Origin of the sequence: Pseudomonas sp. GOM6, from assembly GCF_029537485.1 — a bacterium.
Lineage (GTDB): Bacteria > Pseudomonadota > Gammaproteobacteria > Pseudomonadales > Pseudomonadaceae > Aquipseudomonas.
The window spans coordinates 55,869-77,683 of the sequence record NZ_JARPUS010000018.1; the positions used below are offsets into that span (position 1 = coordinate 55,869).

Annotated in this window: 19 protein-coding genes; 16 read left to right on the forward strand and 3 right to left on the reverse strand. The window is 59.1% G+C overall.

The genetic code is table 11. The features are described 5' to 3' along the window. Window positions 1-361 precede the first annotated feature (361 nt). The 16 genes from mnmG to glmS all read left to right on the forward strand — a co-directional run bounded on the left by mnmG (window position 362) and on the right by glmS (window position 16,029). Window positions 362-2,254: a tRNA uridine-5-carboxymethylaminomethyl(34) synthesis enzyme MnmG gene (gene mnmG / locus P7A97_RS17980; RefSeq protein WP_277691493.1), complete on the forward strand. Its 1,893-nt coding sequence runs from the start codon at window positions 362-364 to the stop codon at window positions 2,252-2,254. Further along, window positions 2,254-2,901: a 16S rRNA (guanine(527)-N(7))-methyltransferase RsmG gene (gene rsmG, locus P7A97_RS17985; RefSeq protein WP_277691495.1), complete on the forward strand. Its 648-nt coding sequence runs from the start codon at window positions 2,254-2,256 to the stop codon at window positions 2,899-2,901. The genes mnmG and rsmG overlap by 1 nt, the downstream gene beginning before the upstream one ends. Before the next feature lie 13 nt (window positions 2,902-2,914). Beyond that, a complete protein-coding gene (locus P7A97_RS17990; RefSeq protein WP_277691496.1) occupies window positions 2,915-3,703 on the forward strand; it encodes a ParA family protein in 789 nt (262 codons plus the stop codon). 8 nt (window positions 3,704-3,711) lie between these two features. Further along, window positions 3,712-4,584, forward strand: a complete 873-nt coding sequence (locus P7A97_RS17995; RefSeq protein WP_277691497.1) for a ParB/RepB/Spo0J family partition protein — start codon at window positions 3,712-3,714, stop codon at window positions 4,582-4,584. A 154-nt stretch (window positions 4,585-4,738) separates the two neighbouring features. Further along, a complete protein-coding gene (locus tag P7A97_RS18000) occupies window positions 4,739-5,146 on the forward strand; it encodes a F0F1 ATP synthase subunit I (protein ID WP_277691498.1) in 408 nt (135 codons plus the stop codon). 16 nt (window positions 5,147-5,162) lie between these two features. Continuing rightward, complete coding sequence (gene atpB / locus P7A97_RS18005) at window positions 5,163-6,032, forward strand: F0F1 ATP synthase subunit A (protein WP_277691499.1); 870 nt, start codon at window positions 5,163-5,165, stop codon at window positions 6,030-6,032. A gap of 82 nt (window positions 6,033-6,114) precedes the next feature. Continuing rightward, the gene (gene atpE / locus P7A97_RS18010; RefSeq protein ID WP_003097235.1) at window positions 6,115-6,372 is read left to right on the forward strand and encodes a F0F1 ATP synthase subunit C; all 258 of its coding nucleotides are present in this window, start codon (window positions 6,115-6,117) and stop codon (window positions 6,370-6,372) included. Between the two features lie 54 nt (window positions 6,373-6,426). Next, entirely contained in the window at window positions 6,427-6,897 is a 471-nt protein-coding gene (locus P7A97_RS18015) for a F0F1 ATP synthase subunit B (RefSeq protein ID WP_277691501.1), read from the forward strand. A 12-nt stretch (window positions 6,898-6,909) separates the two neighbouring features. Then, window positions 6,910-7,446: a F0F1 ATP synthase subunit delta gene (locus P7A97_RS18020; protein ID WP_277691502.1), complete on the forward strand. Its 537-nt coding sequence runs from the start codon at window positions 6,910-6,912 to the stop codon at window positions 7,444-7,446. A gap of 21 nt (window positions 7,447-7,467) precedes the next feature. After that, a complete protein-coding gene (gene atpA / locus P7A97_RS18025; protein ID WP_277691503.1) occupies window positions 7,468-9,012 on the forward strand; it encodes a F0F1 ATP synthase subunit alpha in 1,545 nt (514 codons plus the stop codon). Between the two features lie 50 nt (window positions 9,013-9,062). Further along, window positions 9,063-9,923: a F0F1 ATP synthase subunit gamma gene (gene atpG / locus P7A97_RS18030; RefSeq protein ID WP_277691504.1), complete on the forward strand. Its 861-nt coding sequence runs from the start codon at window positions 9,063-9,065 to the stop codon at window positions 9,921-9,923. A gap of 30 nt (window positions 9,924-9,953) precedes the next feature. Beyond that, window positions 9,954-11,330, forward strand: coding sequence for a F0F1 ATP synthase subunit beta (gene atpD, locus P7A97_RS18035; protein ID WP_277691505.1), 1,377 nt, complete (start codon window positions 9,954-9,956; stop codon window positions 11,328-11,330). Between the two features lie 42 nt (window positions 11,331-11,372). Beyond that, the gene (locus tag P7A97_RS18040; protein WP_277691506.1) at window positions 11,373-11,798 is read left to right on the forward strand and encodes a F0F1 ATP synthase subunit epsilon; all 426 of its coding nucleotides are present in this window, start codon (window positions 11,373-11,375) and stop codon (window positions 11,796-11,798) included. A 112-nt stretch (window positions 11,799-11,910) separates the two neighbouring features. Continuing rightward, window positions 11,911-13,269, forward strand: coding sequence for a bifunctional UDP-N-acetylglucosamine diphosphorylase/glucosamine-1-phosphate N-acetyltransferase GlmU (glmU, locus tag P7A97_RS18045; RefSeq protein WP_277691507.1), 1,359 nt, complete (start codon window positions 11,911-11,913; stop codon window positions 13,267-13,269). Between the two features lie 141 nt (window positions 13,270-13,410). Next, a complete protein-coding gene (locus tag P7A97_RS18050) occupies window positions 13,411-14,181 on the forward strand; it encodes a DeoR family transcriptional regulator (protein ID WP_277691509.1) in 771 nt (256 codons plus the stop codon). 12 nt (window positions 14,182-14,193) lie between these two features. Next, complete coding sequence (glmS, locus tag P7A97_RS18055) at window positions 14,194-16,029, forward strand: glutamine--fructose-6-phosphate transaminase (isomerizing) (RefSeq protein ID WP_277691511.1); 1,836 nt, start codon at window positions 14,194-14,196, stop codon at window positions 16,027-16,029. A gap of 89 nt (window positions 16,030-16,118) precedes the next feature. Here glmS and P7A97_RS18060 read toward each other — a convergent pair whose 3' ends face one another. The 3 genes from P7A97_RS18060 to tssI all read right to left on the reverse strand — a co-directional run. Further along, window positions 16,119-16,844 (reverse strand): hypothetical protein, encoded by a 726-nt coding sequence (locus tag P7A97_RS18060; protein WP_277691512.1) that lies wholly within the window; start codon window positions 16,842-16,844, stop codon window positions 16,119-16,121. Then, window positions 16,844-19,927 (reverse strand): N-acetylmuramidase domain-containing protein, encoded by a 3,084-nt coding sequence (locus P7A97_RS18065; RefSeq protein WP_277691513.1) that lies wholly within the window; start codon window positions 19,925-19,927, stop codon window positions 16,844-16,846. The genes P7A97_RS18060 and P7A97_RS18065 overlap by 1 nt, the downstream gene beginning before the upstream one ends. A gap of 56 nt (window positions 19,928-19,983) precedes the next feature. Next, window positions 19,984-21,815, reverse strand: a 1,832-nt coding sequence (gene tssI / locus P7A97_RS18070; RefSeq protein WP_277691514.1) for a type VI secretion system tip protein TssI/VgrG, incomplete at its 5' end; no start/stop codon positions are given.

Here is a 21,815-nt window from a genome sequence, read left to right on the forward strand (position 1 = left end):
CCCTAAGCTCCGTCGATAAGTAGGTGGAAAAGCTAACGATAAATCGCCATGTGCATAACCTGGTCTTTCATCCACAGCTGTCACGCAGCTTTCCCAGTGGTAAATGCCAGGAAAGGCACAGCCTTATCATTGGCTGAAAGCCTTGTATTTACAGGCTTATGGCAATCTATCCACAGAATGTGGCTCCCCTATTCATAAACATAAAAATAAGGCTTTATAAAATTTCTTCTTTTTATTCTCTATGAATCTTAAGACCTATCAGCTGGCTATTTTTTGTGCAGAAGGCTTCATTCACTCTGCCTAAATCCCTATACTTGCGCCCCTTCCTATTTCTCCCTTCTCTACAGGCACGAGGTGCGTGGTGGATTTCCCTTCCCGTTTTGACGTGATCGTGATCGGCGGCGGCCATGCCGGCACCGAGGCTGCGCTGGCAGCCGCACGCATGGGCGTGAAGACCCTGCTGCTGACCCACAATGTGGAAACCCTCGGCCAGATGAGCTGCAACCCGGCGATTGGCGGTATCGGCAAGAGCCACCTGGTAAAAGAGATCGATGCTCTCGGCGGCGCCATGGCCCTGGCTACCGACAAGGGCGGCATCCAGTTTCGTGTGCTCAACAGCCGCAAAGGCCCGGCCGTCCGTGCCACCCGCGCGCAAGCCGACCGTGTGCTGTACAAAGCCGCCGTGCGCGAAATTCTGGAGAACCAGGCCAACCTGTGGATATTCCAGCAATCGGCCGACGACCTGATCGTCGAGCAGGATCAGGTCAAGGGCGTGGTCACCCAGATGGGCCTGCGTTTCATGGCCGACAACGTGGTACTCACCACCGGTACCTTCCTCGGCGGACTTATCCACATCGGCCTGCAGAACTACTCAGGCGGCCGTGCCGGCGATCCACCCTCGATCGCCCTGGCCAAGCGCCTGCGTGAACTACCGCTGCGTGTCGGCCGGCTGAAGACCGGTACGCCACCGCGTATCGATGGTCGCTCGGTGGATTTCTCGGTGATGACTGAGCAGCCCGGCGACACCCCGACCCCGGTGATGTCCTTCCTTGGCAACCAGGCCATGCATCCCAAGCAGATCAGCTGCTGGATGACCCACACCAACGCGCGTACCCACGAGATTATCGCCAGCAACCTGGATCGCTCGCCGATGTACTCCGGCGTAATCGAAGGCATCGGCCCGCGCTACTGCCCGTCGATCGAGGACAAGATCCATCGCTTCGCCGACAAGGACAGCCACCAGGTGTTCATCGAGCCGGAAGGCCTGACCACCCACGAGCTGTACCCCAACGGCATCTCCACCTCGCTGCCGTTCGATGTACAACTGGAGATCGTCCGTTCGATACGCGGCATGGAGAACGCGCACATCGTACGCCCCGGCTACGCCATCGAGTACGACTATTTCGACCCGCGCGATCTGAAATACAGCCTGGAAACCAAGGTCATTGGTGGCCTGTTCTTCGCCGGGCAGATCAACGGCACTACCGGCTACGAAGAAGCCGGTGCCCAGGGCCTGCTGGCCGGCGCCAACGCCGCGCTGCGCGCCCAGGGCAAGGAAGCCTGGTGCCCGCGCCGCGATGAGGCCTATATCGGCGTGCTGGTCGACGACCTGATCACCTTGGGCACCCAGGAGCCCTATCGCATGTTCACCTCGCGTGCCGAATATCGCCTGATCCTGCGCGAGGACAACGCCGACCTGCGTCTGACCGAGAAAGGCCGCGAACTGGGGCTGATCGATGACGCGCGTTGGGCCGCCTTCGAAGCCAAGCGCGAAGGCATCGTGCAGGAAGAGCAGCGCCTGAAGAGCACCTGGGTGCGCCCGGGCACACCACAGGGCGATGCCATCGCTGCGCGTTTCGGCACACCGCTGGCCCACGAGTACAACCTGCTCAACCTGCTGGCCCGCCCTGAAATCGACTATGCCGGGCTGGCCGAAGTGACCGAGGCCCCGAGTGTGGATGCCCAGGTCGCCGAGCAGGTGGAGATCAAGACCAAGTACGCGGGTTACATCGACCGTCAGCAGGAAGAGATAGCCCGTCTGCGCGCCAGCGAAGATACCCGCCTGCCGGCCGATATCGACTACGCCAGCATTTCCGGCCTGTCCAAGGAAATCCAGGGCAAGCTGGGCAAGACCCGCCCCGAGACGCTCGGCCAGGCCGGGCGTATTCCGGGCGTGACCCCGGCAGCCATTTCCCTGTTGCTGATTCACCTGAAGAAACGCAATGCCGGCCAGACCCTGGAGATCAGCGCCTGATGTCTCTCGTTACCCCGCGCCATGCCGATGAACTCGCGCAGGGCGCTCAAGCGCTGGGCGTTGCACTGACAGCCCAACAGCACGAACAGCTGCTGGCCTACCTGGCGCTGCTGATCAAGTGGAACAAGGCCTACAACCTAACCGCCGTGCGCAACCCGGACGAGATGGTTTCGCGTCACCTGCTCGACAGCCTGTCCGTGGCCCCCTTCGTTGCCCAGTACGGTGACAATTGGCTCGACGTCGGCAGTGGCGGCGGCATGCCCGGCATTCCCCTGGCCATCCTGTTTCCCGAGCGGCGCTTCACCCTGCTCGACTCCAACGGCAAGAAAACCCGCTTCCTTACCCAGGTGAAGTTGGAGCTCAAGCTGGCCAACCTGGAAGTTATCCACAGCCGGGTTGAAGAGTTCCGTCCTGCGCAGCCGTTCACGGGGATCTGCTCGCGTGCGTTCAGCTCGCTGGAAGATTTCACCAACTGGACGCGCCACCTCGGCGATGAAGCTACCCACTGGCTGGCGATGAAGGGGGTGCAGCCGGACGACGAACTGCAGGCGCTGCCAACGGACTTCCGTCTGCAAAGCTGTGATGTGCTCAAGGTTCCCGGTTGCCAAGGCCAGCGCCATCTGTTGATACTGCGTCGCTCGGTCTAGGGGGAAGCAGAAGATGGCCAAGGTATTCGCGATCGCCAACCAGAAAGGCGGAGTGGGCAAGACCACGACCTGCATCAATCTGGCCGCCTCGCTCGTGGCGACCAAGCGCCGCGTGCTGCTGATCGACCTCGATCCACAGGGCAACGCCACCATGGGCAGTGGTGTGGATAAGCATGCGCTGGAGCACTCCATTTACGACGTGCTGGTGGGTGAGAGTAGCGTTGGCGAGGCCATGCAGTTCTCCGAACACGGCGGCTATCAGTTGCTGCCGGCCAACCGCGATTTGACTGCCGCCGAAGTCACCCTGCTGGAAATGAAGATGAAGGAGAGTCGCCTGCGTTATGCCCTGGCGCCGATCCGCGAGAACTACGACTACATCCTCATCGACTGTCCGCCGGCACTGTCCATGCTGACCATCAATGCCCTGGTCGCCGCCGATGGCGTGATCATCCCCATGCAGTGCGAGTACTACGCACTGGAAGGTCTGAGCGACCTGATGAACAGCATTCAGCGTATTGGCTCCCTGCTCAACCCGAGCCTGAAGATCGAAGGCCTGCTGCGCACCATGTACGATCCGCGCATCAGTCTGACCAATGATGTCAGCGCCCAGCTCAAGGAACATTTCGGTGACCAGCTGTACGACGTGGTCATCCCGCGTAACGTCCGTCTGGCCGAGGCACCCAGCTTCGGCATGCCGGCGCTGGCCTACGACAAGCAATCGCGCGGCGCCATCGCCTACCTGGCCCTGGCCGGCGAGTTGGTACGCCGTCAGCGCGCCGCCGCGAAAACCGCAACCGCATAAGGAATCCCATGGCCACCAAGAAACGAGGACTCGGCCGCGGCCTGGACGCTCTGCTCGGCGGTAGCACCGCCGCCACCCTGGAAGAAGAAGCCGTCAAGGTCGACACGCGCGAGTTACAACACTTGCCGCTGGACCTGATCCAGCGTGGCAAGTACCAGCCGCGTCGTGACATGGATCCGGCTGCGCTTGAAGAGCTGGCCAGCTCGATCAAGGCTCAGGGTGTGATGCAGCCCATTGTGGTGCGCCCGATTGGTGGTGGCCGTTTCGAGATCATCGCCGGTGAGCGGCGCTGGCGCGCCAGCCAGCAGGCCGGCCTGGACAAGATCCCGGCCATGGTTCGCGAAGTGCCGGATGAGGCCGCCATCGCCATGGCGCTGATCGAGAACATTCAGCGCGAAGACCTCAACCCCATCGAGGAAGCCGTGGCCCTGCAGCGCCTGCAGCAGGAGTTCGAGCTGACCCAGCAGCAAGTTGCCGATGCCGTCGGCAAGTCGCGAGTGACCATCACCAACCTGCTACGCCTGATCGCGCTGCCGGACGAGATCAAGACCCTGCTGTCGCATGGTGATCTGGAGATGGGTCATGCCCGTGCCCTGCTCGGTCTACCGCTGGAGCAGCAGGTTGAAGGCGCGCGACATGTTGTCGCACGCGGCCTCACCGTGCGCCAAACCGAGGCGCTGGTGCGTCAGTGGCTGAACAGCAAGGAAAAACCTGTCGAGAAGGCCAAGGTCGATCCGGACATCAATCGCCTGGAACAGCGCCTAGCCGAGAAGCTAGGGGCTCCCGTGCAGATCAAGCACGGGCAGAAAGGTAAGGGACAGCTGGTCATTCGATACAGTTCCCTGGACGAGCTACAGGGCGTGCTCGCCCATATCCGCTAAATCCGGACACATTTGCACATGTAGCGGGCGGTCGGAATTCACTACCGGCCTGTTGAACAGGGGGGGAACCCCCCCTATACTCTGCGCGCATTTTGTCGGCACAAAGCATGCCAAGTTGTTGATTTAACGTGCCGACTCAGAGGAACAGCAAGAGATGGACGCCCGCACGCCAAACCGCCTGCCCTTCCATCGTCTACCGGTCTTTCCGGTAATGCTGGCCCAGCTGGTCGTGATTCTGCTGGCCGCTGCCGCCTTGTATGGCTGGCGCGACGCAGTGAATGGCTACTCGGGACTCTGTGGGGGGCTGATTGCCTGGCTGCCCAATCTGTATTTCGCCCACAAGGCGTTCCGTTACAGCGGCGCGCGGGCTGCCCAGAATATCGTTCGGTCGTTTTACGCCGGCGAAGCGGGCAAGTTAATTCTGACGGCGGTGCTGTTTGCACTGACGTTTGTAGTGGTGAAACCACTGGCGGCACCGGCCCTGTTCGGTGTCTTCGTGCTGGCGCTCAGCGTCGGCTGGTTCGCTCCGCTGCTGATGAGAACAAGACTTTCGAGACCTTAGAGCGTTTGAGGCAAACATGGCAGAACAAACCGCTTCGGGCTACATCCAGCACCACCTGCAGAACCTGACTTTCGGTCAGCTGCCGAATGGCGACTGGGGCTTCGCCCACACCGCGCAAGAAGCAAAGGAAATGGGCTTCTGGGCCTTCCACGTTGACACCCTGGGCTGGTCGGTATTCCTCGGCCTGGTGTTCATCCTGTTGTTCCGCATGGCCGCCAAGCGTGCCACCAGCGGTCAACCGGGTGGCCTGCAGAACTTCGTCGAAGTACTCGTGGAGTTCGTTGACGGTAGCGTCAAGGACACCTTCCACGGCCGTAACCCGTTGATCGCTCCGCTGGCCCTGACCATCTTCGTCTGGATCTTCCTGATGAACCTGATGGACCTGGTGCCGGTCGACTTCCTGCCGGTTCTGGCGGCCAAGATCAGCGGTAACGAGCACCTGTTCTTCCGCGTCGTGCCGACCACTGATCCGAACGCCACTCTGGGCCTGGCTCTGTCCGTGTTCGCCCTGATCGTGTTCTACAGCATCAAGGTCAAGGGTATCGGCGGCTTCCTCGGTGAGCTGACCCTGCACCCGTTCAGCAGCAGCAACATCTTCGTGCAGATCCTGCTGATCCCGGTCAACTTCCTGCTTGAGTTCGTCACCCTGATCGCCAAGCCGATTTCTCTGGCTCTGCGTCTGTTCGGCAACATGTATGCCGGCGAACTGATCTTTATCCTGATCGCCGTGATGTTCGGCAGCGGCCTGTTCCTGCTGAGCACTCTGGGCGTTGCGTTGAACTGGGCGTGGGCGGTGTTCCACATCCTGATCATCACCCTGCAGGCCTTCATCTTCATGATGCTGACCATCGTCTACCTGTCGATGGCACACGAAGACAACCACTAAGCGGCATCTGCCGCTTTAGGTAAACGAAAACCGCTTTATCGCTTCAACCTAAACCAATACGACGTAAAAGTCGGGAGGAAAAATGGAAACTGTAGTTGGTCTCACCGCGATTGCTGTTGCCCTGCTGATCGGCCTGGGCGCTCTGGGTACTGCCATTGGCTTCGGTCTGCTGGGCGGCAAGTTCCTGGAAGGCGCTGCTCGTCAGCCGGAAATGGTTCCGATGCTGCAGGTCAAAATGTTCATCGTCGCCGGTCTGCTGGACGCCGTGACCATGATCGGTGTGGGTATCGCTCTGTTCTTCACCTTCGCGAACCCCTTCGTTGGTCAGATCGCCGGCTAATCACTCGTTCACGAGTGATTGGTGTGACGAAACAACGAACAGCGAGGTGTTGGCGTGAACATTAATGCAACCCTGATTGGCCAGGCCGTTGCGTTCTTCATTTTCGTGATGTTCTGCATGAAGTTCGTATGGCCTCCGGTCATTACAGCTCTGCGTGAACGTCAGAAGAAGATCGCCGATGGTCTGGACGCCGCCAACCGCGCGGCTCGCGATCTGGAACTGGCCCACGAGAAAGTTGCTCAGCAACTGCGTGAAGCCAAGGCCCAGGCTGCCGAGATCATCGAGCAGGCCAAAAAGCGCGGCACTCAGATCGTCGACGAAGCCCGTGATCAGGCTCGTGTCGAGGCTGACCGCGTGAAGGCTCAGGCTCAGGCCGAGATCGAACAGGAACTGAACAGCGTCAAAGACGCCCTGCGTGCCCAAGTGGGTGCCCTGGCCGTTGGCGGTGCAGAGAAGATCCTGGGTGCATCCATCGATCAAAACGCGCATGCGGAGCTGGTTAATAAACTGGCTGCCGAAATCTAAGCGAGGGCGATCATGGCAGAACTGACCACGCTGGCCCGACCTTACGCCAAGGCGGCCTTCGAGCACGCTCAGGCCCACCAGCAGCTGGCCGCTTGGTCAGCCATGCTCGGCCTGGCTGCCGCGGTGTCGCAAGACGACACTGTGCAGCGCGTGCTCAAGGCCCCGCGTTTGACGAGTACAGACAAGGCCACCACTTTCAACGAAGTGTGTGGTGACAAGTTCGACGCCCAGGCACGTAACTTCATTTCCGTGGTAGCCGAAAACGGTCGTCTCGACCTGTTGCCGGAAATCGCCGCCCTGTTTGAGCTGTATAAGGCCGAGCAGGAAAAGTCGGTGGACGTGGAAGTGACCAGTGCCTTTGCATTGAGCACAGAACAGCAAGACAAACTCGCCAAGGTTCTCAACGCACGGCTCAGCCGAGACGTGCGTCTGCATGTGACGGAAGACGCCGCCCTCATCGGTGGTGTGGTTATCCGCGCAGGCGACCTGGTTATCGATGGCTCGGTTCGCGGCAAAATCGCGAAGCTGGCCGAAGCGTTGAAATCTTGAGTTTGAAGGGGCAGCAGAGCAATGCAGCAACTCAATCCTTCCGAAATTAGTGAAATCATCAAGGGACGTATCGAGAAACTCGACGTCTCTTCCCAAGCCCGCAACGAAGGTACCGTGGTATCCGTTTCCGACGGTATCGTGCGTATCTACGGTCTGGCCGACGTTATGTATGGCGAAATGATCGAGTTCCCGGGTGGTGTCTACGGTATGGCGCTGAACCTGGAGCAAGACTCCGTGGGTGCCGTTGTGCTGGGTGCATACACCAGCCTCGCCGAAGGCATGAGCGCCAAGTGCACTGGCCGCATCCTGGAAGTCCCGGTTGGTCCGGAACTGCTGGGTCGCGTCGTCGACGCACTGGGTAACCCGATCGACGGCAAAGGCCCGATCAATGCTCAGGCCACCGACGCTGTCGAGAAAGTTGCACCGGGCGTGATCTGGCGTAAGTCGGTCGACCAGCCGGTACAGACCGGTTACAAGTCGGTTGACGCCATGATCCCGGTAGGCCGTGGCCAGCGCGAGCTGATCATCGGTGACCGTCAGATCGGTAAGACTGCCCTGGCCGTCGACGCCATCATCAACCAGAAGAACAGCGGCATCCGCTGCGTCTACGTCGCCATCGGTCAGAAGCAATCGACCATCGCCAACGTAGTGCGCAAGCTGGAAGAAGCTGGCGCCCTGGCCAATACCATCGTGGTAGCCGCTAGCGCTTCCGAGTCGGCTGCTCTGCAGTTCCTGGCTCCGTACGCCGGTTGCACCATGGGCGAATACTTCCGCGACCGCGGTGAAGACGCCCTGATCGTGTACGACGACCTGTCCAAGCAGGCTGTTGCCTACCGCCAGATCTCCCTGCTGCTGCGCCGTCCGCCGGGCCGCGAAGCCTACCCGGGCGACGTGTTCTATCTCCACAGCCGTCTGCTGGAGCGCGCTTCCCGCGTTTCCGAAGAGTACGTCGAGAAGTTCACCAATGGCGCCGTGACTGGCAAGACCGGTTCCCTGACCGCTCTGCCGATCATCGAAACCCAGGCTGGCGACGTTTCCGCGTTCGTTCCGACCAACGTGATTTCCATCACCGACGGTCAGATCTTCCTGGAATCGGCCATGTTCAACTCGGGTATCCGTCCGGCCGTCAACGCCGGTATCTCGGTATCCCGCGTGGGTGGTGCTGCACAGACCAAGATCATCAAGAAGCTCTCCGGTGGTATCCGTACCGCTCTGGCTCAGTACCGTGAACTGGCGGCTTTCGCCCAGTTCGCTTCTGACCTGGACGAAGCCACCCGCAAGCAGCTTGAGCATGGTCAGCGTGTAACCGAGCTGATGAAGCAGAAGCAGTACGCGCCGATGTCGATCGCCGACATGGCTCTGTCGCTGTACGCCGCTGAGCGTGGCTTCCTGGTGGACGTCGAAGTCGCCAAGATCATCAGCTTCGAGCAGGCCCTGATCGCCTACTTCAACCGTGAGAACGCCGCTCTGATGGCGAAGATCAACGAGAAGGGCGACTTCAATGACGACATCGATGGCCAGCTGAAAGCCGGTATCGAGAAGTTCAAGGCCACCCAAACCTGGTAAGCCGCAGTGGGGGCCGCGAGGTCCCCGCTTGCTAACCTGATAGGTGTTACATGGCAGGCGCAAAAGAGATTCGCAGCAAGATTGCGAGCATCAAAAGCACGCAGAAGATCACCAGCGCCATGGAAAAAGTGGCGGTCAGCAAAATGCGCAGAGCTCAAATGCGCATGGCTGCCAGCCGCCCTTACGCGGAGCGTATCCGCCAGGTGATTGGTCATCTGGCTAACGCCAACCCGGAATACCGTCACCCGTTCATGATCGAACGTGAAGTGAAGCGTGTCGGTTACGTGGTGGTGAGCTCCGACCGTGGTCTGTGTGGTGGTCTGAATACCAACCTGTTCAAGGCTCTGGTCAAGGACATGGCGAGCAATCGCGAGCAAGGCGTGGAGATCGATCTCTGCGTGATTGGCAGCAAGGGTGCGGCGTTCTTCCGCAACTTTGGTGGCAATGTTGTTGCTGCGATCAGCCACCTGGGCGAAGAACCCTCGATCAACGATCTGATCGGTTCCGTCAAGGTCATGCTCGATGCTTACCTCGAAGGTCGCATCGATCGTCTGTCCGTGGTCTCGAACAAGTTCATCAATACCATGACGCAAAAGCCGACAGTGGAGCAGCTGGTTCCGCTGGTGGCGACTCCGGATGAAGGTCTCAAGCACCACTGGGACTACCTGTACGAACCCGACGCCAAGCAGATCCTCGATGGTCTGATGGTGCGCTACGTGGAATCGCAGGTGTACCAGGCGGTGGTCGAGAACAACGCTGCTGAACAAGCGGCGCGGATGATCGCGATGAAGAACGCCACCGACAACGCTGGCGATCTGATCAAAGACCTGCAGCTGATTTACAACAAGGCTCGTCAGGCAGCGATCACCCAGGAAATTTCGGAAATCGTCGGCGGCGCTGCCGCGGTTTAAGAACGGTTCAAATATTCAGAGGAACCAAAGATGAGTAGCGGACGTATCGTTCAAATCATCGGCGCCGTTATCGACGTGGAATTCCCGCGTGATCAAGTGCCGAGTGTTTATGAAGCGCTGAAAGTAGTTGGCGCCGAAACCACCCTGGAAGTTCAGCAGCAGCTGGGCGACGGCGTGGTTCGTTCCATCGCCATGGGTTCGACCGAAGGTCTGAAGCGTGGCCTGGAAATCACCCGTACCCACAAGGCCATCTCCGTACCGGTCGGTAAAGCGACCCTGGGCCGGATCATGGACGTACTGGGTAACCCGATTGACGAAGCTGGTCCGATCGGCGAAGAAGAGCAGTGGGAAATCCACCGCGCTGCTCCGTCCTACGCTGAGCAAGCTGGCGGCAACGACCTGCTGGAAACCGGCATCAAGGTAATCGACCTGGTTTGCCCGTTCGCCAAGGGTGGTAAGGTCGGCCTGTTCGGTGGTGCCGGTGTCGGCAAGACCGTAAACATGATGGAACTGATCCGTAACATCGCCATGGAACACAGCGGTTATTCCGTGTTCGCTGGTGTGGGTGAGCGTACTCGTGAGGGTAACGACTTCTACCACGAGATGAAGGACTCCAACGTTCTCGACAAGGTAGCCCTGGTCTACGGTCAGATGAACGAGCCGCCAGGCAACCGTCTGCGCGTGGCGCTGACCGGCCTGACCATGGCCGAGAAGTTCCGTGACGAAGGTCGTGACGTACTGCTGTTCGTCGACAACATCTACCGTTACACCCTCGCCGGTACTGAAGTATCCGCACTGCTCGGCCGTATGCCTTCCGCAGTAGGTTACCAGCCGACTCTGGCCGAAGAGATGGGCGTTCTGCAGGAGCGTATTACCTCCACCAAGAACGGCTCCATTACCTCGGTACAGGCCGTATACGTACCTGCGGACGACCTGACCGACCCGAGCCCGGCGACCACCTTCGCCCACTTGGACGCCACCGTCGTTCTGTCCCGTGATATCGCTTCCCTGGGTATCTACCCGGCCGTTGACCCGCTGGACTCCACCAGCCGTCAGCTGGACCCGAACGTCATCGGCCAGGAGCACTACGACACCGCTCGCGGCGTCCAGTACGTGCTGCAGCGCTACAAAGAGCTGAAGGACATCATCGCGATCCTCGGCATGGACGAACTGTCCGAAGACGACAAGCAACTGGTAGCCCGCGCTCGTAAGATCCAGCGCTTCCTGTCGCAGCCGTTCTTCGTGGCCGAAGTCTTCACCGGCTCGCCAGGCAAGTACGTTTCCCTGAAGGACACCATCGCTGGTTTCAGCGGCATTCTGAAAGGTGACTACGATCACCTGCCGGAGCAGGCGTTCTACATGGTTGGCAGCATCGACGAAGCAATCGAGAAAGCCAAGAAACTGTAATCCCTTGTGCGCCCGGCAACGGGCGCTCATGTGAGGCTCGATATGGCTATGACAGTCCATTGCGACATCGTCAGCGCAGAAGCGGAAATCTTCTCCGGTCTGGTCGAGATGGTGATTGCGCACGGCAACCTGGGTGATCTTGGTATCGCTCCGGGCCACGCCCCGCTGATCACCGATCTCAAGCCGGGCCCGATCCGCCTGGTCAAGCAAGGTGGTGAGTCCGAGGTGTTCTACATCTCCGGCGGCTTCCTCGAGGTCCAGCCGAACATGGTGAAGGTTCTGGCCGACACCGTACTTCGTGCTGGCGACATCGACGAAGCGGCTGCTCAGGAGGCCCTCAAGGCCGCCGAGAAGGCTCTGAACGAGAAGGGCGCGGAATTCAACTACGGTTCCGCCTCCGCTCACCTGGCCGAAGTCGCAGCCCAGCTGCGTACCGTCCAGCAGCTGCGCAAGAAGTTCGGCGGCTAAGCCACCGGCTTCAACAGCGTTGGGAGAAAGGGTAGCCTTGGCTACCCTTTTTCTTTTCTGCCGTTTTTATCCCCAGGTGCTTATCCACCTGTGTCTGCTCAGGATCTTTAGCATGTCCCTCGATATCGTCATCCTCGCCGCCGGCCAGGGCACCCGCATGCGTTCGGCCCTGCCCAAGGTGCTGCATCCGGTCGCCGCTAAACCCATGCTCGCTCATGTCATCGACACCGCCCGCCAGCTTGCACCGCGCAAGATTCATGTGGTGATCGGTCATGGCGCGGAACTGGTGCGTGAGCGCCTGGCGGCGGATGACGTCGACTTCGTCCTGCAGGCCGAGCAGCTGGGTACCGGTCATGCGGTGGCCCAGGCGTTGCCGCATATCGAGGCGGACAAGGTGCTGATCCTCTACGGCGATGTGCCGCTGACTCGGGTTGAAACCCTGCAGGGTCTCCTGGCTCAGGCCAACGAGCAGCAACTGGGTCTGCTGACGGTCAATCTGGTCGATCCGACCGGCTATGGGCGCATCCTGCGTGACGCCAACGGCGTGGTGCAGGCGATCGTCGAGCACAAGGATGCCAGCGAGGCGCAGCGCGCCATTCGCGAAGGCAACACCGGCATCCTCGCCGTGCCGGGCAAGCGCCTTGGCGACTGGCTCGGCCGGTTGTCGAACAGCAACGCACAGGGCGAGTACTACCTCACCGACGTGATTGCCATGGCGGTGGCCGACGGCCTGGTGGTGGCCACCGAAACCGCCCAGGACGAGATGGAAGTGCTCGGGGCCAACGACCGTATCCAGCTGGCCCAGCTGGAGCGCTACTACCAGCAGCGCGCCGCGCGCAGTCTGATGACGCAGGGCGTGACCCTGCTCGACCCGGCCCGCTTCGATCTGCGCGGCGAGGTCACGGTCGGTCGCGACGTGCTGATCGACGTCAACGTGATTCTCGAAGGCCAGGTCGTCATCGAAGATAACGTTCAGATCGGCCCCAACTGCGTGATCAAGAACAGCATCCTGCGCAAAGGCGCCATCGTCAAAGCCAACAGCCATCTGGACGGTGCCGAGTTGGGCGAGGGCGCCGACTGCGGTCCGTTCGCTCGTCTGCGCCCCGGTGCCAAGCTGGGTGCCAAGGCCCATGTGGGTAACTTCGTCGAACTGAAGAACGCCGTCATGGGCGAGGGCGCCAAGGCCGGCCATCTGGCATACCTGGGCGATGCCGAGATCGGCGCACGCACCAACATCGGTGCCGGCACCATCACCTGCAATTACGATGGTGCCAACAAGCACAAGACGGTGATGGGAGAAGACGTGTTTATCGGTTCCAACAGTTCCATTGTTGCGCCTGTAACTCTGGGAGCCGGCGCGACCACTGGCGCCGGCTCCACCGTGACCCAGGATGTACCCGATGGGGCTCTGGCGGTTGGCCGCGCCAAACAACGCAATATCGAAGGCTGGAAGCGCCCGACCAAGAAGTAGGTTGGGCTGATAAGCCCAACTTGCATGGGTGACTCAATGCTTACGAAAGGCGGCTCAGGCCGCCTTTCGTCCATCTGGCGCTTGACCTGACGCTTTCGTTAGGTTTTGATTCGCGCACTTATCTTTCGAATCGAAACTTAAATGTCGAAACGCAATACGCCCCAGCGCCGTCATGCCATTCTCGCCCTGCTCGCCGAGCAGGGCGAGGTGGTCGTGGATGCCCTGGCGCAGCACTTCGCCACCTCCGAAGTTACGATTCGTAAGGACCTGGCCGAGCTGGAGCGCAACGGTCTGCTGTTGCGCCGCTACGGCGGTGCGGTCCCCATGCCGCAGGAGCTGATCGGCGAGCCGGCGCAACCCGTTTCCCCCCACAAGCAGGCCATCGCCCGCACGGCGGTCGGGCTGATCCGCGAACATGCGCGGATCATCATCGACAGCGGCAGCACCACGGCGGCGATGATCCCCCAGCTCGGCCCAAAGCCCGGCCTGGTGGTGATGACCAACTCGCTGAACGTGGCCAATGCTCTGCGCGACATCGAGCACGAGCCGGTGCTGCTGATGACCGGGGGCACCTGGGACCCGCACTCGGAGTCCTTCCAGGGCCAGGTGGCCGAGCAGGTCCTGCGCTCCTACGATTTCGACCAGCTGTTCATCGGAGCCGACGGCATCGACCTGGAGCGTGGGACCACCACCTTCAACGAGCTGCTCGGCCTGTCGCGGGTCATGGCCGCAGTGGCCCGCGAGGTCATCGTCATGGTCGAGAGCGACAAGGTCGGCCGGCGGATTCCTAACCTGGAGCTGCCCTGGAGCAGCGTCCATACCCTGATCACCGACGACCGCCTGGATAGCCAGGTGGCCGAACAGATACGTGCGCGCGGGGTCCAGTTGATCCTCGCCAGCGCTCAGCCCTGAAGGAGAACAGCCATGTGTGGCATCGTTGGCGCCGTCGCCGAACGCAACATCACCCCGATCCTGGTCGAAGGCCTCAAGCGCCTGGAGTACCGTGGCTATGACAGCGCCGGTGTGGCGGTCTTTACCCAGGCCGGTGAGCTGCAGCGTCGTCGCCGTGTCGGCAAGGTCGCCGAGCTGGAGCAGGCACTGGCCGGCGAGCCGCTGACCGGCCACCTGGGTATCGCCCACACTCGCTGGGCCACCCACGGCGCGCCAAGCGAGCGCAATGCTCACCCGCACTTCTCGGGCGAGCAGCTGGCCGTGGTGCACAACGGCATCATCGAAAACCACGAGGAACTGCGCGAGCGCCTCAAGGGTCTTGGCTACGTCTTCACCTCGGACACCGACACCGAGACCATCGTCCACCTGCTCGACCACAAGCTGCAGCAGACCGGCGACCTCACCACCGCGCTCAAGGCGGCCATTCCCGAGCTACACGGTGCCTATGGCCTGGCGGTGATCAGCGCCCAGCAGCCGGACCGCATCCTCGCGGCCCGCAGCGGCAGTCCGCTGGTCATCGGTCTGGGCTTGGGCGAGAACTTCCTCGCCTCCGACCAGCTCGCCCTGCGCCAGGTCACCGACCGCTTCGTCTATCTGGAAGAAGGCGATATCGCTGAAATCCGGCGTGACAGTCTGCAAATCTGGGATGTCGCCGGGCAATCCGTGCAGCGTGAAGCCGTGCAGTACCACGAAGGTGCCGAGGCCGCCGACAAGGGCGAGTACCGCCACTTCATGCTCAAGGAAATCCACGAGCAGCCCAAGGTCGTGCAACGCACCCTGGAAGGCCGCCTGGGCAGCGACCATGTGTTGGTCCAGGCCTTCGGCCCGCAGGCCGCCGAGCTGTTCGCCAAGGTGCGCAACGTGCAGATCGTCGCCTGCGGCACCAGTTACCACGCCGGCATGGTCGCCCGTTACTGGCTGGAGGCGCTGACCGGCATTCCCTGCCAGATCGAAGTGGCCAGCGAGTTCCGTTACCGCAAGGTCGCCGTGCAGCCCGACAGCCTGTTCGTCACCATCTCCCAGTCCGGTGAGACCGCCGACACTCTGGCCGCCCTGCGCAATGCCAAGCAAGCCGGTTATCTGGCCAGTCTGGCCATCTGCAACGTCGGCACCAGCTCGCTGGTACGCGAGTCCGATCTGTGTCTGCTGACCCTGGCCGGCCCGGAAATCGGCGTGGCCTCGACCAAGGCCTTCACCACCCAGCTGGTCGGCCTGCTGCTGCTGACCCTGGCCCTCGGCCAGGTGAATGGTCGACTGGAGGCCGGCGTCGCCGCCGAGCTGGTGGAAGAACTACGCCGCCTGCCGACCCGCCTTGGTGAAGCACTGGCGATGGACAAGACCGTGGAGAAAGTCGCCGAACTGTTCGCCGAGAAGCACCACACTCTGTTCCTCGGCCGTGGCGCCCAGTTCCCGGTGGCCATGGAGGGCGCGCTCAAGCTCAAGGAAATCTCCTACATCCACGCCGAAGCCTACCCGGCCGGCGAGCTCAAGCACGGCCCGCTGGCCCTGGTCGACGCCGACATGCCGGTGGTTACCGTGGCACCGAACAACGAGCTGCTGGAAAAACTCAAATCCAACCTGCAGGAAGTCCGCGCCCGCGGCGGCCAACTGATCGTCTTCGCCGACGAACAAGCTGGCCTGGGCAACGGCGAAGGCACCCATGTAGTGGCAATGCCGCATATCCACGACGTACTGGCGCCGATCCTCTATACCCTGCCGCTGCAGCTGCTGTCGTACTACGTGGCGGTGCTCAAGGGCACTGATGTAGACCAGCCGAGGAATTTGGCAAAATCAGTTACTGTCGAGTAAGTAGTAGCGGAATAAAAACGGGGTTATAACCCGTTTTTTATTCTTAAAACCTAACCACTAAAAACTGGCTTTGGGTGGAAATATAAAGGTTATAAAATGGAGGATATTTCTATCCATTTTATTATTAAAATATTTTTTTGTGTTACGTACTTTATTTTCAACCATTTATCGCTGGATTCTACTACTTCAACAGTGTCGCCATATATTAAGTATGATTTTGTTTCGGTTTTGATATCTGGTGCACTAAATAGTACAGCTTTTTTGGCTGTAATCGTAAGTCTTATCCCAATGCTTTCTGAAGACAATTCAAGTGCGTTTGGACTGAAAATTTTTTTCTGATAAAGATTTGCAAAATCTACTGAGTCTATAATTTTTTTCTTGGTTTTGAAAGATAATATTGATGGCGTTGAGTCTTCATCTTTATTGTTTATTTTTACTATTTTGTAAGCGTTGATTATGGATGTTTTTGGTTTTTTTTGGTGCAGCTCTATCACATATGTGTCGCGCGGGTAATCTTGAGTTAATTGAAACCTTTCTGAGCTTATTTGGCTTAGTTTAAGTGGGCTAATTTCCATATCTGATATGGTGATCAAGGAGGAGTTTTTTGCTACCTCTATGAACTTTCCGTCTTGTATTTCGAAAAAGCTTATATGTACGTGTTCATTGTCGTCCAAAGAGCTATAAATGCAAGATAATCCTTTGCTGTATGGTAGCTCTTGATATATAAGGTTTGGGTTATGAACTACGTCTTTACAGATGGGCGGAGGTGATGCATATGCGAAGAATGGAGCCATAAGCAGCAAGAGTATGCGCATCACCAAGACTCCTTGAGATCATTATAAGCATTTTCAATTTTTACATCGTAACCGATCTGGTTCAGTCCATTATATTTTTCTGCAATACTTGTCCAGTTTTTGCTCTGCATTGAATTGAGCATTTTCTTTTCTTCCGTCAAGAATACTTTAAAATACTGAAGATGCTGTAGGGCGCAAAAATTCTGAGCATCAACTAGCTCTTGGGTAGATTTATATAGATGGGTGTAATATTCACCCATGACTTGAAATTTCCCCCAGGAGCAAGACATATTAGCGGCGTCAAAGTTTAACTCTCTTGCTCTTTTTAGTCGCTCGTACTGTTGTTGCTCTGTTCCATACGAGTAGTTGCTTTCATAAGCGTGAACGATCTTGGGTTCTGTTGTGGATAAATTATTGATTTGTGAATGAGTCATGCCGGATTTTAATAGTAGGCGCCGCATGTAGTGGCGCTCATAGAGAATTCTTGCATGTCGTTCTCCGGGAACAAATTCTTTGAATGGAGATTTATCTCCGGTTTCTGCAACTGCAATTGCACGAAGAACCTCTCTCTCGACGTTTAGCTGTGTTGCTAAACTCTCGAAATGGTCTTTTGTTACATCTTGAATGCCTTGCATGCAAGGTGCGTCTACAATTCCCTGTTCATAGCAATAGCATCTAATTTTATTTTGAAACTTATTAACAAGTCCAAGAGGGTGGATGTGCCATATTTTACCAATTGCGCTTTCTGCCAATTTTTCATCCAAGCTTTTCCACCAACTCAGCGTTTCTATACGTTTCTTTTCAGATTCCCAATTCGCATTTTTCTGTTCTAAATTTGGTGTCAACAGTTCATCAAGCGCACTCCATTTACCCTCACTCCAAAACCACTCACTTTCGTACTTGGTCACTAGCTGCGAAAGCTGCTGAGCGAGCCAAGGTTTGCCAAGAGCGGCTCGAATTTCTTCAGCCGTCAACTTGCCGTCTTTTCGGTTATCGGTCCCCGGCAGATCAATGATTTCGTATAACTTGCTAAGTACTAGGCCGCGCTCCGTGGCGTCTATCTTGGTTTGATAGCGCTCAGGTTCCGAGCCACGGAGGCTGCCTTCGGCATTGAGTTGGCGGGCGAGCTGTGCGTCCAGTGGCTGGTGATCCTCGATAGAGGTAAAACCCGGCCACTCCCACGGGGAGTGCAGCGTAATGATTGGGTCTAGCTCCGGAGCCCAGCCTGAGATGTCCTTACCACTGGCGTCAGCCACATTGACGTACCACCAGCGAATATTATCGGGGGCTATGGCTTTGTGTTGATGGTCAAGGCTGCTCCAGGATGCGCGCGGCAAAATGCGCTCATAGCCACACAGTTTACCGTCCAGTCCATTACTCAGAGGAAAGTCTTTCCAGGCAGGAAGCTCACCGCTGGTGCTGACACGCTGACCGTTTTCGCTCAATTGACTGCGTTGTACCCAAAGCGGTGTCTTCAAGCGCAGTCCGACTTTGCGCCGTACGTGAGTTGCCGGGATGCCACTCTTGCCGGAGTGCATGTCGCTGCCGTCATCCTTGTAGCTTTCCAACAGAAACTCGGCAGAGTCGGGGAGCTCATCCTCGGCAAGGCCAAACTCGCTGGCCAGCTCGGCCCTCTTGGCGGCATCCATCGGGTAGCAGTTCTTCGCGCTGTCATAAGCACCGAATCCAGCCTTCTTGGCTTTGAGTTCCACATACTGCTGTACCTTGGCCCAGCAGCCTTCCTTGGGGGAGTCGCTGCACAGCCTTACGTTCCGTTCCGCAGCGACCGTGCTGTCCGCTGCAGGTGCCTGGGCCATCTTGGTATCGACATGTACCTTGATCAGGGTTTTTTGATCGTCTGGCAACTTCTCTGCTAAAGAGCGGCACTGCTCGATAAAGGCGGGAAGATCGTCGCAGGTGAAGGTTTGCAGGTGCAGCACCGATCTGGGGCGTGCATCGTCGAAGTTCTGGTATTGGCCGATATGCCCAATCAACTCGCCAGCCTTGATGGCTACCGGTTGATCCAGCACCACCACGCTGCCGTCATGGGCCTTGGGTTCGTTGCTGGTCTCCAGAGAGCCCAGCCAGACATAGCCTGGAAGCTTGCCACTGCTGTCGGCAGACAAAGCAGGTACAGGGGCGCCGCTGATGATCTCTTCCAGTTTGCGGTACTTGCTTGCTGCGCCATCCGAGCTGATGCGTAGCTGTGCGCCAACCGGCAGAAAGGCAATTATGTCGCCCTTGGAGCGGGCTGATCGCACATTGAGCCCCTGCTGCGTTGGTGCGATAGGGTCTTTGGCACCTTCGCTTACCAGATAGCGACTGTCGCCCAGACTTTTCATCTCTGGTTTGTAAGCCCAGCAGTTGCTGGGCTCAAGACCGTCGATAGCCGGCGTGATGCTGGACAGTTTTATCCAGTTGTCATGCTCAGCTTCAGGCCCGCCCTCTGCCTCGACGATTGTGCCGCGAGGCAATGTCGCCAGGATATTTTCGTAGGCTGATCGATCCGCGTGGCCGAGGGCTACCTTGTAGTGGGCGCGAACGTTTAGCCCCTGCAGCTTGTCCGGTGCATCGGCTTTTACCTTGCACAAGCCATTACCCCAAAAGCTGGGGCGTTTCATGCTGGGTTGGGCCTGATAACCAGCCCAGTCCAACAGGTGCATATACAAGCTGTAGAAGGTCAGCTCCGGCGTGGCGGTTGGCGTGGTGACTGCGGCTTCGTCTGTGCTCGGTTCGACCGGCAGAGCTGGGAACTTCAGCAGGTGCTTGACCAGTACGAAGCCGGTCGAGAATGGCAGATGTACCGCTGTCGGGCCTTCACCATAGGTAGTTCTGGGGTACTGCTCGTCGATCCGATAGGCGATCACTTCACCGTCGGCAATGCACTTCACCTCTGACTGATCGAGGCAGGTAGCCGTACCTTCGTCGAAGTGTACGCCGCCGTGCCATAAGCCACTGGCACCCATCGGATAGAAGCCGTCTTTGGCTTTTGCCAGCGCCTGGAAATACAACTCAGGGTTGCTGGTGTCGCTAGCGCTGCTGCCAGTCGAGGTTGGTTTGGCTGGGAAGGGATAAGCCCACTTGATTGGTGTGTTGTCTGCCATGGCGATATGAATCTGTCCTGTTCCTTGGAGGCATCTGGTGATGCGTGAGTCCTGATTTAGCTGGAGAAATTGAGCATGCGCAGGGGGGATAGAAGAACGTTTTCCCTGCTATTTACTGCCGCCTCGTCCAACAGATTTCCCGCCTTGTCCCTATCCGCCATCCCCGGCTGCAGCGGCTGTTTGATGGCAATCCCACTACCAGATCCTGGTGCACCGCCGGCGTTGAGTTTGGCCAGGGGGCCGACCAGGGTGATGCCGCCGGGGTCGAGTTTGATGAAGCTGCCGCCGGCCTTGAGGGTGAGTTCGACGCCGGCTTCGATGACCATTTTCTGCCCGGCCTTGAGGTGGATCTCGCGGCCGGCCTTGGTCAGTTGGGCGGTGCCGAGCTTGATGTGCTGGTTCTGAGCGATGGTCAGGTGGTCTTCTGCCTTCACTTCCACTTTGCGATCAAGCTGGGTGGTGTGGTGCTCCTCTGCCTTGAGTTCGGTGTAGCTGTTGGCTTCCACCCTATCGTGGCGTTCATGGCCGATGCGGATCTTCTGGTCATTCTCGACGTTCTCGTCCCAGTCCTTCTGGGCGTGGATATAGATCTGTTCCTGGCCCTTGCGGTCTTCGATGCGCAGTTCGTTGTAGCCGCCACCGCCGGGTGAGCTGAGGGTCTTGAAGACGGTTCTGGTCTTGTTCGCCGGCAGATCGTAGGGCACCACGTGCTCGGCGTGGTACAGGCAGCCGCTGACCAGTGGTTGGTCGGGGTCGCCTTCGAGGAAGGTGACCAGTACTTCCATGCCGATGCGCGGGATGGCGATGCCGCCATAGCGGTCACCGGCCCAGCTGCTCGATACCCTCAGCCAGCAGCTGGTGCTGTCGTCGGCCTGGCCTTCTCGGTCCCAGTGGAACTGCACCTTGACCCGGCCGTATTGGTCGCAGTGGATTTCTTCCCCCTTCGGACCGGTGACCACGGCGCTCTGGCTGCCGAGGATGCGTGGCTTGGGGTGCTGCAGCGGCGGGCGGTAGGGGATGTCCCAAGGGGTGGCGCTGAAGCGGTTGCGGTAGCCCTGGTTGAAGTCGTCCGAGTTGGTGGATGCACCCTCACCCCCGGCCCCTCTCCCAGTGGGAGAGGGGGGCTGGCCGCCGAGGAAGTTGGTGATGGACTCTTCCAGCACCTGCGGCTGCTTGCCTTCGTGGTGGATTTCACCCAGCAGCCACAGCTGGTTCCAGTCGTCGCGCGGATGCTCATTGAGGTTGAGGAAGTGCCCGCTGCGCAGCAGTGGCTGGTCGCTCTCGCCCTCGGCCAGTTGATGGTCGCTGCGGTGGCGCTCCAGGGCACGCTGCGACAGGTGCTTGCCGCGGCCACGCTCGGTGAAGCGGCCGGGGTAGTCGTAGTCTTCCAGATCGGGATGGGCGTCACCCTTGTGTGCGGCCTCCAGCTGCAGGCGCGGTTTCTCGAAGTCGTAGTCGCGGCGGGTGACGCGGCAGGTACGGGTGGCCAAGCGCAGGGCGAAGCGCTTGATCACCGGCTCGTCGGCCACCAGGCCGCTGTCCTGCTGGTAGGCGGTGGTCGGCAGCCTGGGAAAACCGGTCTGGTCGTCGCCGAATACCAGGACGTGGCCTTCGGACGAGTGCTGGAAGTGGTAGTGAATGCCTTCTTCCTCGCACAGGCGCTGGATGAAGTGCAGGTCCGTCTCGTCGTACTGCACGCAGTAGTCGCGCTCGGGGTAGACCGCGCCGAGCTGGAAGCGCTGGCCGGAGCCTTCGAGGATGCCGTGCTCCTCCAGGACCTGGGCGACGATCTGCGGCACCGTCAGGTGCTGGAAGATGCGCTGGTTGGTGCGATGGCCGAGCCAGGCCAGCCGTGGGCGCAGGGTCAGGTGGTAGCGGGTCAGGCGCT

Coding starts and splice junctions, on each gene's coding strand:
- P7A97_RS18040 (WP_277691506.1), top strand. CDS start 11,373: ATGGCTATGACAGTCCATTGCGACATCGTCAGCGCAGAAGCGGAAATC.
- glmS (WP_277691511.1), top strand. CDS start 14,194: ATGTGTGGCATCGTTGGCGCCGTCGCCGAACGCAACATCACCCCGATC.
- atpD (WP_277691505.1), top strand. CDS start 9,954: ATGAGTAGCGGACGTATCGTTCAAATCATCGGCGCCGTTATCGACGTG.
- P7A97_RS18000 (WP_277691498.1), top strand. CDS start 4,739: ATGGACGCCCGCACGCCAAACCGCCTGCCCTTCCATCGTCTACCGGTC.
- P7A97_RS18050 (WP_277691509.1), top strand. CDS start 13,411: ATGTCGAAACGCAATACGCCCCAGCGCCGTCATGCCATTCTCGCCCTG.
- atpE (WP_003097235.1), top strand. CDS start 6,115: ATGGAAACTGTAGTTGGTCTCACCGCGATTGCTGTTGCCCTGCTGATC.
- P7A97_RS18060 (WP_277691512.1), bottom strand. CDS start 16,844: ATGCGCATACTCTTGCTGCTTATGGCTCCATTCTTCGCATATGCATCA.
- atpA (WP_277691503.1), top strand. CDS start 7,468: ATGCAGCAACTCAATCCTTCCGAAATTAGTGAAATCATCAAGGGACGT.
- atpB (WP_277691499.1), top strand. CDS start 5,163: ATGGCAGAACAAACCGCTTCGGGCTACATCCAGCACCACCTGCAGAAC.
- rsmG (WP_277691495.1), top strand. CDS start 2,254: ATGTCTCTCGTTACCCCGCGCCATGCCGATGAACTCGCGCAGGGCGCT.
- P7A97_RS18065 (WP_277691513.1), bottom strand. CDS start 19,927: ATGGCAGACAACACACCAATCAAGTGGGCTTATCCCTTCCCAGCCAAA.
- atpG (WP_277691504.1), top strand. CDS start 9,063: ATGGCAGGCGCAAAAGAGATTCGCAGCAAGATTGCGAGCATCAAAAGC.
- P7A97_RS17990 (WP_277691496.1), top strand. CDS start 2,915: ATGGCCAAGGTATTCGCGATCGCCAACCAGAAAGGCGGAGTGGGCAAG.
- P7A97_RS17995 (WP_277691497.1), top strand. CDS start 3,712: ATGGCCACCAAGAAACGAGGACTCGGCCGCGGCCTGGACGCTCTGCTC.
- glmU (WP_277691507.1), top strand. CDS start 11,911: ATGTCCCTCGATATCGTCATCCTCGCCGCCGGCCAGGGCACCCGCATG.
- P7A97_RS18020 (WP_277691502.1), top strand. CDS start 6,910: ATGGCAGAACTGACCACGCTGGCCCGACCTTACGCCAAGGCGGCCTTC.